General features: G+C 69.2%; 19 protein-coding genes. 14 read left to right on the top strand and 5 right to left on the bottom strand.

Annotated elements, in window-relative coordinates:
- Nucleotides 1-28: 28 nt before the first annotated feature.
- Nucleotides 29-856, top strand: coding sequence for a pyrroline-5-carboxylate reductase (proC, locus tag EHF32_RS09425; protein WP_137417936.1), 828 nt, complete (start codon nt 29-31; stop codon nt 854-856).
- A 3-nt stretch (nt 857-859) separates the two neighbouring features.
- Here proC and EHF32_RS09420 read toward each other — a convergent pair whose 3' ends face one another.
- Complete coding sequence (locus EHF32_RS09420) at nt 860-1,531, bottom strand: potassium channel family protein (RefSeq protein ID WP_137417935.1); 672 nt, start codon at nt 1,529-1,531, stop codon at nt 860-862.
- A gap of 64 nt (nt 1,532-1,595) precedes the next feature.
- Nucleotides 1,596-3,038 (bottom strand): TrkH family potassium uptake protein, encoded by a 1,443-nt coding sequence (locus EHF32_RS09415; protein WP_137417934.1) that lies wholly within the window; start codon nt 3,036-3,038, stop codon nt 1,596-1,598.
- Between the two features lie 87 nt (nt 3,039-3,125).
- On the opposite strand from EHF32_RS09415, the gene EHF32_RS09410 reads away from it, so the two are divergent.
- On the top strand, nt 3,126-3,530 hold the full coding sequence (locus tag EHF32_RS09410) for an ArsR/SmtB family transcription factor (protein WP_137417933.1): 405 nt from the start codon (nt 3,126-3,128) through the stop codon (nt 3,528-3,530).
- Nucleotides 3,531-3,532: 2 nt separating this feature from the next.
- Here the strand turns inward: EHF32_RS09410 and EHF32_RS09405 are convergent, their stop codons facing one another.
- Nucleotides 3,533-3,964 (bottom strand): hypothetical protein, encoded by a 432-nt coding sequence (locus EHF32_RS09405; protein WP_137417932.1) that lies wholly within the window; start codon nt 3,962-3,964, stop codon nt 3,533-3,535.
- A gap of 138 nt (nt 3,965-4,102) precedes the next feature.
- Between EHF32_RS09405 and EHF32_RS09400 the strand changes: the two genes are divergently transcribed.
- The 5 genes from EHF32_RS09400 (at nt 4,103) to EHF32_RS09380 (ending at nt 5,440) form a co-directional block, all read left to right on the top strand.
- Entirely contained in the window at nt 4,103-4,294 is a 192-nt protein-coding gene (locus EHF32_RS09400) for a helix-turn-helix domain-containing protein (RefSeq protein WP_137417931.1), read from the top strand.
- 82 nt (nt 4,295-4,376) lie between these two features.
- Entirely contained in the window at nt 4,377-4,475 is a 99-nt protein-coding gene (locus EHF32_RS09395) for a 30S ribosomal protein bS22 (protein ID WP_003792170.1), read from the top strand.
- 65 nt (nt 4,476-4,540) lie between these two features.
- Nucleotides 4,541-4,834 carry a rhodanese-like domain-containing protein gene (locus tag EHF32_RS09390; protein WP_137417930.1) on the top strand — a complete coding sequence of 98 codons (294 nt, stop codon included), beginning with the start codon at nt 4,541-4,543 and terminating at the stop codon, nt 4,832-4,834.
- 28 nt (nt 4,835-4,862) lie between these two features.
- Complete coding sequence (locus EHF32_RS09385) at nt 4,863-5,144, top strand: glutaredoxin family protein (RefSeq protein ID WP_137417929.1); 282 nt, start codon at nt 4,863-4,865, stop codon at nt 5,142-5,144.
- The gene (locus EHF32_RS09380) at nt 5,141-5,440 is read left to right on the top strand and encodes a Dabb family protein (protein WP_137417928.1); all 300 of its coding nucleotides are present in this window, start codon (nt 5,141-5,143) and stop codon (nt 5,438-5,440) included. The genes EHF32_RS09385 and EHF32_RS09380 overlap by 4 nt, the downstream gene beginning before the upstream one ends.
- On the opposite strand, the gene EHF32_RS09375 is transcribed toward EHF32_RS09380, so the two are convergent.
- Together EHF32_RS09375 and aspS are read right to left on the bottom strand one after the other, a co-directional pair.
- Nucleotides 5,389-6,603 carry a mechanosensitive ion channel family protein gene (locus EHF32_RS09375; protein WP_137417927.1) on the bottom strand — a complete coding sequence of 405 codons (1,215 nt, stop codon included), beginning with the start codon at nt 6,601-6,603 and terminating at the stop codon, nt 5,389-5,391. The two genes, EHF32_RS09380 and EHF32_RS09375, sit on opposite strands and share 52 nt — an antisense overlap.
- Before the next feature lie 280 nt (nt 6,604-6,883).
- Nucleotides 6,884-8,227, bottom strand: a complete 1,344-nt coding sequence (aspS, locus tag EHF32_RS09370) for an aspartate--tRNA(Asn) ligase (RefSeq protein ID WP_137417926.1) — start codon at nt 8,225-8,227, stop codon at nt 6,884-6,886.
- 46 nt (nt 8,228-8,273) lie between these two features.
- On the opposite strand from aspS, the gene EHF32_RS09365 reads away from it, so the two are divergent.
- From EHF32_RS09365 to ccsB, 7 genes are all read left to right on the top strand, one after another.
- Nucleotides 8,274-8,771, top strand: coding sequence for a DUF6264 family protein (locus EHF32_RS09365; protein ID WP_137417925.1), 498 nt, complete (start codon nt 8,274-8,276; stop codon nt 8,769-8,771).
- Between the two features lie 114 nt (nt 8,772-8,885).
- Nucleotides 8,886-9,566: a DedA family protein gene (locus EHF32_RS09360; RefSeq protein WP_137417924.1), complete on the top strand. Its 681-nt coding sequence runs from the start codon at nt 8,886-8,888 to the stop codon at nt 9,564-9,566.
- Between the two features lie 56 nt (nt 9,567-9,622).
- Nucleotides 9,623-10,252, top strand: a complete 630-nt coding sequence (locus EHF32_RS09355; protein WP_137417923.1) for a histidine phosphatase family protein — start codon at nt 9,623-9,625, stop codon at nt 10,250-10,252.
- Nucleotides 10,249-10,857 carry a TlpA family protein disulfide reductase gene (locus EHF32_RS09350; RefSeq protein WP_137417922.1) on the top strand — a complete coding sequence of 203 codons (609 nt, stop codon included), beginning with the start codon at nt 10,249-10,251 and terminating at the stop codon, nt 10,855-10,857. The genes EHF32_RS09355 and EHF32_RS09350 overlap by 4 nt, the downstream gene beginning before the upstream one ends.
- Nucleotides 10,854-11,588, top strand: a complete 735-nt coding sequence (locus EHF32_RS09345) for a cytochrome c biogenesis CcdA family protein (protein WP_137417921.1) — start codon at nt 10,854-10,856, stop codon at nt 11,586-11,588. Before EHF32_RS09350 ends, EHF32_RS09345 begins: the two co-directional genes overlap by 4 nt.
- Nucleotides 11,569-13,368, top strand: a complete 1,800-nt coding sequence (gene resB / locus EHF32_RS09340) for a cytochrome c biogenesis protein ResB (protein WP_137417920.1) — start codon at nt 11,569-11,571, stop codon at nt 13,366-13,368. Before EHF32_RS09345 ends, resB begins: the two co-directional genes overlap by 20 nt.
- A gap of 4 nt (nt 13,369-13,372) precedes the next feature.
- Entirely contained in the window at nt 13,373-14,383 is a 1,011-nt protein-coding gene (ccsB, locus tag EHF32_RS09335; protein ID WP_137417919.1) for a c-type cytochrome biogenesis protein CcsB, read from the top strand.
- Nucleotides 14,384-14,429 lie beyond the last annotated feature (46 nt).

The following is a 14,429-nucleotide window of genomic DNA, read 5'->3' as shown; positions in this document are numbered from 1 at the left end:
GAGCGCCCCCGGGTCGTAGGGTGGAAAAATGAGCCAGCTCCCCCCTCTCGCGATCCTCGGCGCGGGCTCCATGGGCGGCGCCATCGCCCAGGGAGTCGCAGCCTCCGGGCTCGCCGGCCAGGTCGTCGTCACGAACCGCAGCCGTGCCAAGGCCGAGCTCCTGACTGACCCCGGTATCCGCTCGCTCGCGCTCGAGGACGATGCGGCCGCGAATGCCGGAGCGGCCGCGTCCGCCGAGGTCGTGCTGATCGGTGTCAAGCCCGGAATGGTCCCGGATCTGCTCGCCGAGATCGGCCCGCACCTGCGTCCGGGAACGATCGTGGTGAGCCTCGCCGCGGGCGTGACGATCGCCACGTTCGAGCGGATACTGGGGCCCGACGCGATCGTGGTCCGCTCCATGCCGAACACGCCGGCCGTGGTCGGCAAGGCCGTGACGGGGATCGCTGCGGGCTCGCTCGCCGACGAGCGCGTGATGGCCGTCGTGCGGGCGGTGTTCGAGACCGTGGGTGCCGTCGTCGAGGTGGCGGAGGAGCAGATCGACGCCCTGTCGACCATCTCGGGATCCGGCCCCGCCTACGTCTTCCTGCTCATCGAGAAGCTCACCGAGGCGGCGATCGGGAAGGGATTCGACTCCGCCACCGCGCGGTTGATGGCGGAGCAGACCTTCATCGGCGCTGCGGCGCTGCTCGATGCCACGGGCGAGGACCCCGCCGAGCTGCGCCGACGCGTCACGAGCCCCAAGGGGACGACAGAGCGCGCCGTGGCCGTGCTGCAGGATGCGCACCTTGAGCGCGTGTTCGCCGAGGCGACGGATGCCGCCCTCGCCCGCGCGAAGGAGCTCGCCGCCGGCGACTGAGCCTCAGCGGTCGAGGGAGGCGAAGCGCTCGATGTCGCTGTTGGTCCCCGAGACGATGATGAGGTCGTGGTTGGTGACGACCGTGTTGGCCTCGGCGTAGCGGAACGGCTTGCCGGGGCTCTTCACGCCGACGACCGTCACCTTGTACTTGGTGCGCACACCGGACTCGTTGAGGCCGACGCCGCGAATGAAGCGCGGCGGGTACATCTTCGCGAGCACGAAGTCGTCGTCGAAGCGGATGAAGTCCAGCATCCGACCGCTCACCAGGTGCGCGACGCGCTCGCCGGCCTCGCGCTCCGGGTAGATGACGTGGTTCGCGCCGACGCGGGCCAGGATCTTGCCGTGCGACTGTGAGACCGCCTTCGCCCAGATCTGCGGGACCTTCAGGTCGACGAGGTTCGCGGTGATGAGCACGGACGCCTCGATCGAGGAGCCGACGGCGACGACCGCCACCTGGAAGTCCGCGGCACCCACCTGCGTGAGCGCCTCGATGTTGCGTGCATCCGCCTGCACCGTGTGGGTGACCCGCTCCGACCACTTCTGCACCAGATCGAGGTTGTCGTCGATCGCCAGCACCTCGCGATCCAAGCGGTCGAGCTCGCCCGCACAGGCGGCGCCGAAGCGACCGAGGCCGATCACGAGCACGGGCGCGTCGTTGCGGAGCTTCTCAACCATGGGCAACAGATTACGGCGATCGCTCAGCTCCCATCGACCGTGATGCGGATTCAGATCGCGCCGTTCAGCCGACGATGGGGCGCTCGACCGGGAGCGAGTACAGCTGGGAGCGGGAGGATGCGGCCACCGCCGCCGCCAGGGTCACGGTGCCGACGCGACCCATGAACATGGTGGCTGCCAGCACGTACACCGCCGGGTCCGGCAGGTCGCTGGTGAGTCCCGTCGACAGGCCGACCGTGGCGAAGCCCGACACGACGTCGAACAGCACCTTGTCGACATCCGCCTTGGTGATCTGGGCGATGGTGATCGTGGAGATCGCGACGATCGTCGCGCCCCAGGCCACGACCGACAATGCGACGCGCTGTACGTCGCTCGGGATGCGGCGGCCGAACGCCTGCACCGACGGACGGCCCTTAGCCTCCGACCACACGCTGAGGGCGAGCACCGCGAGGGTCGTGACCTTGATGCCGCCCGCCGTCGACGCCGACCCGCCGCCGACGAACATGAGCATGGAGCCGACCAGCAGCGAGGAGCCGTGCAGGTCGCCGATCTCGACGACGGAGAAGCCGCCCGAGCGTGTCATCGCCGACAGGAAGAACGACTGGAAGGTCGTGTCCCAGGCATCCATCCCGCCGAAGGTCAGCGGGTTGTCGTACTCCAGGCTCACGAACACGACGGCGCCGGCGAAGAACAGGATGACGGTCGTGATGAGGGTCAGCTTGGTGTGCAGCGACCAGTGGCGCACGTGCCACTGATGCCGCCACAGGGTGAAGATCACCGGGAAGCCGATGGACCCCAGGAACACGCCGATCATCAGCACCGTCATGAACAGGTAGTCGTGCGAGAACGGTGCGAGACCGTCGGCGTTGGGGGTGAAGCCGGTGTTCGTGAACGACATCGCGGCGAAGTACGGCGCCTCCCAGAGAGCGGTGATCGGATCCACTCCGCCGGCGAGCAGCGACGGATAGAGCAGGATGGCGAGCCCGGCCTCGATGACGAGCGTGGAGAGGGCGACGGTGCGAAGCAGCGCACCGACCTCGCCGAGGCGCACGGTCTGCCCCTCGTTCACAGGCCCGCCGTGCACGCGCATCGGATTGCTGTCGCCGGCGGCGATGAGCTTCGCGCGCAGCCCCAGCCTGCGGGAGATGATGAGGCCGAGGATCGAGGCGAGGGTCAGCACGCCGAGTGCGCCGACGTTGACGCCGATGTAGATCACGACCTGCCCGAGCGGCGACCAGTGCGAGCCCATGTTTACCGTCGACAGACCCGTGACGCAGATGGTGGACACAGCGGTGAACAGGGCGTCCGCGAGCGGGGTGACCCGGCCGTCCGCCGCCATCGCGGGCAGCGACAGGAGCGCCGTGAACAGCAGGATCAGGCCCGAGAAGATCAGGACCGCGAAGCGCGCCGGCGACGAGGTCGTGAAGGTCTTGGCGGCATCGCTGATGCGTTCCCACGCGGCGCTGAGCCGATGCCGCGTCGCCGAGCTCGCGGAGTCGGACGTCATCCGTGGGACCCTTCGGAGATGCGGAGCGGTCTGCGACCGGAACGCGTGTCATGGTACTCCGCTCGGAGCCCGACTAACCTAAGGCGCATGGCGGACATCTTCGGCGTGATCGCGGACGCGACCCGGCGCGACATCCTGCGCCTTCTGCTGGATCGTTCGGCATCCGGACAAGACGGCACGAGCGTCTCGCACATCGTGAGCGAGCTGGGCGTGAGCCAGCCGACGGTCTCTAAGCACCTCAAGGTGCTCCGCGAGAGCGACCTCGTGTCGGTGCGCGAAGAGGGGCAGCACCGCTACTACAGCCTCTCCCGCGAGCCGCTCGACGAGATCGATGCGTGGCTCATGCCCTTCCTCACAGAGGACGAGGATGCGGCTGCCGCGTTCGTCTCGACGCTGCCGGAGCCGGCGGCGAATGCGGCTGCAGCCGTCGGTCGCGCGGCCGCATCCGTCAACCGCGCGGTCGCGGCGGCGTTCGGCAAGCGCGGCCGCTGAGCTCAGGACCCGCTGCCGGAATCCTCGTCGGGGGTCGTCGAGTCCTCGTCCGGTCGGGTCGGCATCGTGCCGTCCTGCTGAGGGCCACCCGGACCGCCTTGACCGAACTCCGGGCGCTCGCCGTCGCCCGCCGATCCGCCCGGACCGAACCCGCCGTCCTGGAACTGAGAGGTCGAAGCGGTTCCCGACAGCGCCCAACCGGTCGCGATCCCACCGCCGAAGCTGGCGCCGAGGGCGAGCACGGCGCCGGCGGCGATGGCGCCGATCACGAGACCGCGCGGCCGCCGGGACTGCACCCGAGTCGGCGTCGCCTCCGGCGCCGTGGGGGGTGTGTAGGAGGCGGCGGCATCCGCGGCGGCCATCGTGGGAGGCGCGGGTGCGGATGTCGGTGGGGCAGGGGAGGGGGTCGTGGAGGTGGGGTCGTCCGTGGTCATGAGGAGAGGTTCTCGTGCACGATGAGGCGTTCCATCGGTGCCGACTATGTCGTCGCTATGCGCGTCACACGCGTCACTCCGGTTTACACGCGTCTATGCATCCCCCTAGAGTGTGCTGGACCCCGGGGAGGATGGGACATGGCCGAGTTGCCCGACGTGCGCTTTCTCACCGTCGCCGAAGTCGCGCAGATCATGCGCGTGTCGAAGATGACGGTGTACCGTCTCGTGCACGCGGGTGAACTGCCCGCGGTGCGCTTCGGGCGCAGCTATCGGGTGCCCGAATCCGCCGTCACAGAGGCCGTGCAGCGGCCGATCGCCGACGTCGGCTAGACTTATCCGAGGCATTTTTTCGGTGCCTCGTTCCCGGGAGCAGGTCATCCTGCGCCCAGACCGCCAACCAGTGAGGTTTTCCGTGGGTTCTGTCATCAAGAAGCGCCGCAAGCGCATGGCGAAGAAGAAGCACCGCAAGCTGCTTCGCAAGACTCGCCACCAGCGCCGCAACAAGAAGTAAGCGGCATCGACACAAGCGCCTGTCCCCTGGACGGGCGCTTCGTGTCTGCGGTCTAGCCTGGTGACATGAATTCGATCACGGTGCAGCAGCTGCGCGAGCGCGAGGGCGTTCCTCTCATCGACGTGCGAGAGGTCGAGGAGTTCGCCTCCGGCCACGTCCCCGGTGCGGTCAACGTTCCGATGTCGACGATCGGCGACAATCTCGACCGCCTGCCTGAGGGGCCTTTCGACGTCATCTGCCAGATGGGCGGACGCTCGGCGCGCGTCGTGCAGGCGCTCGAGGCCCGTGGATACGAGGCCACGAACGTCGACGGCGGCACGGGCGAGTGGATCGCCGCGGGCTACCCGGTCGAGTCCTGAGGTCGTATACCCGATCTAGGATGTGAGCGTGAGAACCATCACGCTCATCGGCAAAGAAGGCTGCCACCTCTGCGACGTCGCGCGCGGGGTGATCGAGCATGTCCTCGCCGAACTCCCCGACGACGCGGCCGACCGCATCCAGCTCGAGGAGAAGTCCATCCTCGATGACGCGGCGTTGCACGAGCAGTGGGCCGAGAAGATCCCCGTCGTCATGATCGATGACGACCTGCACGCGTACTGGCGGGTGAACCCCGAGCGGCTGCGCGCCGCCGTCGAGGACGCCACCCGCCCCGAAGGAGCATCACTGTGACCATCCGCCACATCGTCGCCTGGAAGCTCGCCGCCACCGATGCCGATCAGCGCATCGAGCATGCCACCGGCATCACCACGCGCCTCCTCGCCCTCGACGGCGTCGTGCCCAGCATCCGCGCCATCTCCTCGGGCGCCGACGTCCTCGGCGGCGAGAACTGGGACGTGGCGATCGTCGCCGACTTCGACGACGTCGACGGCCTGCACGAGTACATCGAGCACCCCGCCCACCAAGAGGTCGTCACCTACGTGCGCTCGGTGGTCTCGTCGCGCGTCGCGGTGGACTTCGAGCTCTGAGCCTGTTCCTCCCCGCCTGAGACGACGGGGATCGCCTGCGTGAAGGTGTCGGCACGTGCCTCGGCCTCGGCGCTGCCGGTGAACAGTCCCGCATCCTGAGGCGTCGGCTCGTGCGTCTGCGGAGCCGCACCGTCGGGCTCCGTCACGAGCACGCGCTGGACCGGCAGGGCCGCCGGCATGGCGGCCTGGGTCCAGGTCACCATCGCCTCCCGGACGAGGCAGCGAAGGTCGAACAGCGTCGGAGCGTCTCGCGCGGTGACCAGGATGCGCACGCGTACGTAGCCGCCGGTCGCCTCGGTCACCTGGAGGACGCTGGCGCGACCGTCCCAGAGGTCGGTGTGTGCGAGCACCTCGTCGAGGTGTTCCCGCATCCGCGCGGGGGAGACGCGCCAGTCCAGGTCGAGTTCGACGGCGCCGAGCAGCTCGGAGCCACGACGGGTCCAGTTCTGGAACGGCGTGGTCGTGAAGTACGTGCAGGGCAGCACCAGCCTGCGCTCATCCCACAGATCCAGCACGACGTAGCTGAGGGTGATCTCGCCCACCCGGCCCCACTCGCCCTCGACGACGACCACGTCATCGACGCGCAGGGCGTCGCTGAAGACGATCTGCAGGCCGGCGAAAATGTTGGCCAGAACCGACTGCGCCGCGAGTCCGGCGACGATCGAGGCGATGCCCGCAGAGGCCAGCACACTCGCGCCGACCGCGCGGACGGCGGGGAAGGTGAGCAGCGCCGCGCCGATGGCGAGCACGACGATCAGCACGATCGCGAGGCGCTTCACGATGAGCGTCTGGGTGCGGATGCGGCGAGCGAGCCGGTTGTCGGGCACGTCGATGCGGTAGCGGCCCAGGGTGAGATCGGTGCTGAACGCGACGAGAGCACCCAACAGCCACGCCGTCGCGCCGATGACGAGGATCGTGAACGCCTGATCGAGCATCGGGCGCCAGTCGCGGAGCGGGAAGGCCACCGTCACGGCGATCCATGTCGCAACGAGGAAGGCGAGCGTGCGAAACGGTGCACGCGCTCGGCGCACGAGTCCGTTCGGCCAGGACTTGCGTCGCCTGGTCAGTCGGGTGGAGACGGCCGCCGCGACCGTCACCAGGGCGGCGGCGACGAGGGCGATGGCCAGGATCAGGGCGAACTGCGCCCAGGGGTTGTCGAGCATGGTCCTCCTTCGGGTCCGACCACGCTACGTGGAGCGCCCGAACCCGTCGCGTGACTCGACAGTCGGTGCCGGCTCGGGTGATACTTCGTGCCCTCGGCGGGGTGCGTCAGGTGCCGGCATCCCCTCGGTGCGGCGGTCTCCGCATCGGTCCGCCGCTGGTGCCACACTTCTGCGCAGCCGCCACAGGATCAACCTGTCGCGGCTGCGCAGAAGTGGCGCATCTGCTCACATGCGTCGCAACTCGGGCACCCGAGGAGGGGTGCGCGAGAGCGGCGACGGGTCAGGGGGCGAGGCGCGTGGGTCCGCGGAAGAGGAAGGTCACCTCGCGGATCGAGTCCTGGCCGAGCATGAGCATCAGCACACGGGCGAGACCCATGCCGAAGCCGCCGTGGGGTGGGATGCCGTAGCGGAAGAAGTCGAGGTAGTGCTCGAGGCCCTCGAGCGACAGACCCTTCTCCAGCGCCTGCGCCTCGAGCACGTCGATGCGGTGCTCGCGCTGCGCGCCCGTCGTGATCTCGGTGCCGTTGAACAGCAGGTCGTAGCTGTTCGTGAGCCCGGTCTCGGCGTTGCGCATGTGGTAGAACGGCCGGATCTCGGGGTGGTAGTCCGTGACGAACACGAACTGGTGGTCGTACGTCTCACGCACATGCGCGGATATCTGACGCTCGCCCTCGGGGTCGAGGTCGCCGTCGGTGCGAGGGATGTCGTAGCCGCGCGCCTTCACGATCTCGCGCGCCTCGGCGAGCGGGATGCGGGGGAACGGAAGCGTCGGCACGACGACGTCGATGTCGAAGAGCTCCTTGATCTCCTCGCCGTGCTTCTCCTTCACCGCGGTGAAGGCGGCCACGAGCAGCTCCTCCTGCATCGCGGCGACGTCCTCGTAGGAGTCGATCCACGACAGCTCGGCGTCGACCGAGGTGAACTCGGTCGCGTGGCGGCTGGTGAAGCTGGGGTCGGCGCGGAAGACGTCGCCGATCTCGAACACCTTGCCGAAGCCGGCGGCCTGCGCCATCTGCTTGAAGTGCTGCGGGCTCTGCGCCAGGTACGCCGTCTGGTCGCCGAAGTACTCGAGAGCGAACAGCTCGGCGTTGCCCTCGGCGGGCGTCGACATGAGCTTGGGGGAGTGGATCTCGACGTAGTCGTGCTCGACCCAGTAGGTGCGCATGGCGTGCTCGAGCGTCGTCTGAATGCGGAAGATCAGGTTGTTGCGGCGCTGGCGCAGGTCGATGAAGCGCCAGTCCATGCGCTTGTCGAGGCCGCTGTCGGCGGCGATGGGCGTCTCCGGCAGCGCGGCCGCCGCGATCTCCAGCGACGCGATCTTGATCTCGACGCCGCCGAGCTTGACGCGCTCGTCGTGCTTCAGCTCACCGGTCACCGTCAGGAACGTGCCGGTCGCGAGGTTCGAGATCGTCTCGGTCAGTGCGAGTGCCGCGGACTGCTCGGCCGTCGCGTCCTCGCCGAGCTCGCGAGTCGCGGGGTTCACGAGCTGCACCGCGCCGGTCTCATCGCGCAGGATGACGAACTGCACCTTCTTCTGATCGCGGACGGTCTCGACCCATCCGGACACCGAGACACCTCCCGCGGGAAGGGACTTCAGCTGCTTGACCAGAACGCGTTCACTCACGAGAGAGCAGTCTACGGGCCGTGCCCGGCGCCCGTACGATGGCCGCGTGAGCAGTGAGCGCCCCGGCGAGGAACCCGCGATCTTCCGGCTGCCGCCCGAGTCGTTCCGCGTCGGCTCCGACGAGGCGCCGGCGGCCGTCCGGCCGGAGCCGATCCCGCGCCGGGAACACCCCGCGCCACAGCCGCGGCGCGACACGGGGCGCGCAACGTCACGTCGGCGGCGGAAGGCGTGGGACATCGTCCTGACGATCGTGCTGCTGGCCGCGAACGCCGCCGTCTCGGCGGTCGCATCGGCGCTCGCTCTGCTGCTGGCATCTTCCTCCGCCGGATGCGGCGCGGACGGCCGCGTGTGCCGCACGGAACTGCTCCAGGGCGGGGTGTGGACCATGCTCACGGTGCCGTGGATCGTCTTCGTGCTGACCGCGTTCTTCGCCGTGCTGCTGCTCGTCGTGCGTCGCCGCGCTTTCTGGGTTCCGCTGGTGGGCACCGTCCTCGCCGCGCTGAGCTGGCTCGTGGGCGCCTTCCTGCTCTGGGCCGCCGTCTGACGCCGCGGCGGTGAGGCCGCGGGCGGTTTCCCAGCCGCGGTTCACCGGGGATGGATACCGTGTGCGCGACGCACGACATCCTTCGCCCCATCACCGAGAGTCTCGAGGACCCCGATGACCCAGGTCGCTCTGCCTGTCCGCGCCTCGTCGAACGAGTCCTGGCTGAGCCAGCTGATGGACGCGCTGGTCGGGCTGATGGAGTGGATCGGCCCCATCGGGGCCGGAATCGCGATCGCCCTGGAGAGCGTCTTCCCGCCGCTGCCGAGCGAGGCGATCCTGCCGATGGCGGGGGTCACCGCCAGTCGCGGCGGCTTCACGCTCGCCGAGGCGCTCCTGTGGACGACGGCGGGCTCCGTGGTGGGTGCGCTCGTGCTCTACGGCATCGGCGCCTGGCTCGGCATCGAGCGGTTGCGCCGGGTGGCGGCGAAGGTGCCGCTGCTGCATCCGGAAGACATCGACCGCACGGTCGCCTGGTTCCACAAGCACGGCGGCAAGGCCGTGTTCTTCGGGCGGATGGTGCCGCTGTTCCGCAGCTTCATCTCGATCCCCGCGGGCGTGACCCGCATGCCGCTGTGGCGCTTCGTGCTGCTGACGGCCGCGGGAAGCCTGGTGTGGAACACGATCTTCGTGCTCGCCGGCTTCTTCCTCGGCGAGTCGTGGCACATCGTCGAGCAGTATGCGGAGGTGTTCCAGGTGATCGTCATCGTCGGCGTCGCCGCGGGCATCGCGTGGTTCGTCGTCGCGCGGGTGCGGGCGCTGCTCGCCCACCGACGCCGCGTGGGTGCCCGCGACTGACCGCTACCAGCTGACGCTCAGTCTCTTCATATCCGGCATCCACGTAAAATCGGGGGGTGCCCGCCGAACGCCTCCACCTCGTGCGCCATGGCGAGGTCCACAATCCCGACCGTGTCCTCTACGGTCGCCTGCCCGAGTTCCGGCTGAGCGCGGCAGGCCGTCGGATGGCTCGCCAGGCCGCGGAGCACGTGCAGGCCCAGGAGCGTCCCGTCACGGCGCTGGTCTGCTCACCGTTGCAGCGCACGCGCGAGTCGGCCGAGCCGTTCACCGAGCTCTTCGGTTTCGAGCCCGTCGTCGAGCCCGACGTGATCGAGCCGTGGAACGTGTTCGAAGGCAAGCGGATGCGGCGCGCCCTGGCCAACCCCCTGAACTGGCGTCACGTGACGCGACCTTCCGTTCCGAGCTGGGGCGAGCCCTATGCCGAGGTCGTCGCGCGGATGCAGCGGGCCATGGCGAAGGCGTGGAACGCGGTTCCCGCGGGCGATGTCGTCCTCGTCAGCCACCAGCTGCCGATCTGGGTGACCCACCTCGCGATCGCCGGACTCCCTCTGCGGCACGACCCGCGCGCCCGGCGCTGCGCGCTGTCGAGCGTGACGAGCTTCGAGGGCGGCCCGGGAGCCTGGCGCGAGATCGCCTACGCGGAGCCCGCATCCGCCGAAGGCGCCGTCGATGTAGGAGCAGTATGAGATTCCGTCCCCGCCGCCTTGCGGCAGCCCTGGTCGCCGGCGCGCTCGCGGTCACCCTCGCCGCCTGCTCGGCGAACGACTCCCTGGCCGACCAGTACCGGGAGGGCTCGAACAAGGGCTACATCGGCGCCGACGGCGTCGCGGTCATCGAGACCCCGCCGGCGGAGCGTTCGGATCCCATCGTGTTCACGGGGGTGAGTGACAGCGGTGAGACGGTGACGAACGAGGACTACGCCGGCCAGGTGCTCGTCGTGAACTTCTGGTACGCCGCGTGCGGTCCGTGCATCGTCGAGGCGCCCCGCCTGGAGAAGTCGTACGAGGACCTCCAGGGTGAGAACGTGTCGTTCCTCGGCATCAACACCTACGACCAGGCGCCCACCGCCGCATCCTTCGCCAAGGACAACGGCATCAGCTACCCCAGCCTGTTGGCGGTCGACGACAGCAAGCTCAAGCTGTCGTTCGCCTCCGCCACGCCGCTCACGGCCACGCCGACGACCCTCGTGCTCGACAAACAGGGCCGGGTCGCCGCTCGTATCGTCGGCGAGCTCGGCGACGCCTCGATCCTCACGACGCTCGTGCGCGACGCCCTCAAGGAGGGTTCGTGACCGGCATCGTCGCCGAAGGAGCGCTCTGGGTCGCGATCCCGGTGGCGCTCGCCGCGGGACTCGTGTCGTTCCTTTCTCCCTGCGTGCTCCCGCTCGTGCCCGGCTACCTCGGCTTTCTCGGCGGGGCGGCGGGCACCGCATCCGGTCGCAGAGGGCGCGGGCGCCTGCTGCTGAGCGTCCTGCTCTTCATCGCCGGATTCACGGTGGTCTTCATGGCGATGACGGTGCTGGGCGGCTCGCTCGGTCGGTTCTTCCTGGAGTACTCCGACATCATCACGCGCGTGCTCGGTGCGGTCGTGATCATCATGGGGCTCATCTTCATCGGCCTGTTCGGCTTCGCGCAGCGCACCTTCAAGCCCAACGTCCGCGGCAACCTGGGGCTCGTGGGCGCGCCGCTGCTCGGCCTCGCGCTCGGCATCGGATGGGCGCCGTGCATCGGCCCCACACTCGCGACGATCCTCGCGCTGTCGTGGAACATGGGCGACCCCGGCCGCGCCGCCGTGCTCGGACTCGCGTACTCGCTCGGGCTCGGCATCCCTTTCCTCCTGCTGGCGGCCGGCTTCGGCTGGGCGAGCAAGTCGGTGTCGTTCCTGCGCCGCCACATCCGTTCCATCAACATCTTCGGCGGCGTCCTGCTCATCGTTCTCGGTGTGCTGATGGTCACCGGCGTCTGGAGCTCACTCATGTCGCAGTTGCAGGGGGTGCTGGTCAATGTCCCGCTCCCCATCTGATCGAGCCGACGTCTCGGAGCCGCTCCGGCCCTCGGACCACGTCGACGGCCGCCCCGCTCCCTCGCGCGACGACGATGTGACCTCCCCGCGCCTCGGACCGATCGAGTGGCTGCGGTGGGGATGGCGGCAGCTGACGAGCATGCGCACCGCCCTCGTGCTGCTGCTGCTGCTGGCGATCGCGGCGGTGCCCGGCTCGATCTTCCCGCAGCGCTCGGCCGACCCGAACGGTGTCACGCAGTTCCGCGCCGACAACCCGGATCTCTTTCCGGTGCTCGACTGGTTCAAGCTGTTCGACGTCTACAGCTCGCCGTGGTTCTCGGCGATCTACATCCTGCTGTTCATCTCGCTCATCGGATGCGTCATCCCGCGTACGCGGCACCACTGGAAGGCGCTGCGCGCGCGTCCGCCGCGCACGCCCGCACGCCTGTCCCGCCTCGACGACCACCGCGAGATCGTGGTGCGCCTGCCCGAGGGCACGGATGCCGCGGCCGCGGCGGAGGACGCCGTCGCCTCGGCCGCAGCCCAGCTGCGTACCGCCCGCTACCGCGTCGAGCGCTACGACGGCCGCGGTTCGCTGTCGGTGTCGGCCGAGCGCGGATACCTCCGCGAGACGGGCAACCTGCTCTTCCACATCGCCCTCGTGGGTGTGCTCATCGCGGTGGGCGTGGGCGGAGCGCTGACCTACACCGGTCAGCGGGCCATGGTGCAGGGCACGAGCTTCGTGAACGCCCTGACGGATTACTCGTCCTTCAACCCCGGACGCTTCGTCGACGCCGACCAGCTCTCGCCGTACTCGATCACCCTCAACAGGTTCGACGTGACCTACCAGCCCTCCGGCACCGCGGCGGCGGGACAGGCAGGCGACTTCGCGGCGCACGTGACCACGCAGCTGCCGGGCCAGGATCCGCAGGACGGCGAGGTGCGCGTCAACCACCCGCTCGACATCGCGGGGGACCGCGTGTATCTGATGGGCAACGGCTACGCGCCGATCGTCACGGTGCGCGACGCCGACGGCGACGTCGTGTTCCGCGACGCCGTGCCCTTCCTGCCCCAGAACAACAACATGACCTCGCTCGGCGTGGTCAAGATCGCCGACGGCATGCCGCAGCAGCTCGGTCTCGTCGGGTTCTTCTATCCGACGGCGCAGCCGCTGGACACCGGTGCCTACACCTCGGTCTACCCCGATCTGATCTATCCCGTGCTGAGTCTCGACGTCTACGAGGGCGACCTCGGCATCGACGACGGCACGCCCCGCTCGGTCTACACCCTGGATCCGACCGGGATGACGAAGCTCACCGGCATCGATACGGACAAGTCCTCGATCCAGCTGCTTCCGGGCCAGACGACCGATCTGCCGAACGGCCTCGGCACGATCACGTTCGAGAACGCCGCCGACCCGAGTCAGAACGAGGTGACCGACGGCACCCTGGACTCGGGCTCGCCGGGCGCCGACTACTCGCAGGCCGTGCCGAGGTTCGTGTCGCTCTCCATCCACCACGACGTCGGCGCACCCTGGGTGCTGCTGTTCGCGGTGATCGCGCTCGCTGCACTGCTGCTGGCGCTGTTCGTGCCCCGCCGGCGGATGTGGGTGAAGGTCACGCCGCGCGATGGCGAGCTGCTCATCGAGTACGCGGGCCTCGCGCGCGGGGAGGATCCGCAGATCGCCGTCGCGGTCGACCAGCTCGCCGATCGGCACGGACGTGCCTTCGCCGAGGCCGCGGAGGGCGAGATCATCGACGCGAATCGGCCGACCGCCGACGCAGACCCGAAAGTAGACTGACCCCATGCCCGAACAGCTCTCGCTCGACGCGGTCTCGCTGCTCACCGTCTGGACGGCGGTCGCAATCTACGCGCTCGCGTTCACCGCGTACACGGTCGACCTCGCCCGCCGCTCCGCCGACGCCGTCGACCGGCAGGACGCCCGCGTGCGCGAGCGCGAGCTCGTCGGCGCCGGCGGCGAGACGATCTCGCAGGTGCGGGCGAGCGAAGAGCGCGCCGCCGCATCCCTCGCGGCACGCGGACGCGACCGCTCGCGTCCGGTGTGGGCGCGCATCGGCACGTCGCTCACGTGGCTCGCGTTCCTCTTCCACGTGACCGGAGCGGTGCTGCGCGGCATCGCCGCCGAGCGGGTGCCGTGGTCGAACATGTACGAGTTCGCCCTGACGGGCACGGTGCTCATCGTCGCCGTGTACCTGGGCGTGCTGTTCCGCTACGACCTGCGCTTCCTGGGCGCGTTCATCACGGGACTCGTCGCCGTGCTGATGGGCTGGGCGACGCTGCTCCACGTCGACGTCGTTCCGCTGGCCGACCCGCTGAAGAGCGTCTGGCTCGTGGTCCATGTGTTCGTCGCCTCCCTGGCCACAGCGTTCTTCGCGCTCGCCTTCGCGCTCTCGGTGACCCAGCTGCTGCAGGCGCGACGTGAGCGCAAGGCGGCCGCCGCCGACGCGAAGACCGGCCCGCGGTTCCTGCGCATCCTCCCCGGTGCGGACGCGCTCGAGTCGCTCGCCTACCGGTTCGCGATCGTCGGTTTCATCTTCTGGACCTTCACCCTCATCGCCGGCTCCATCTGGGCCAACGACGCGTGGGGTCGCTACTGGGGCTTCGACACCAAAGAGGTGTGGACCTTCGTGATCTGGGTGCTCTACGCCGGTTACATCCACGCCCGTGCCACGCGCGGGTGGCGCGGCACGCGGTCGGCGTGGCTCTCGATCATCGGATTCAGCGCCGTGATGTTCAACTTCACGATCGTGAACCTCTTCTTCAAGGGTCTGCACGTCTACAGCGGCCTGAGCTGACCCGCATCCCGCACCAGCGTGCCCCGGCGCCTTCAGGCTGCCGGGG

This window comes from Microbacterium sp. RG1, assembly GCF_005347485.1.
Classification (GTDB): Bacteria; Actinomycetota; Actinomycetes; order Actinomycetales; family Microbacteriaceae; genus Microbacterium; species Microbacterium binotii_A.
Note: the sequence above shows the minus strand (reverse complement) of the source record. Positions and strands in the feature narration are given on the sequence as shown.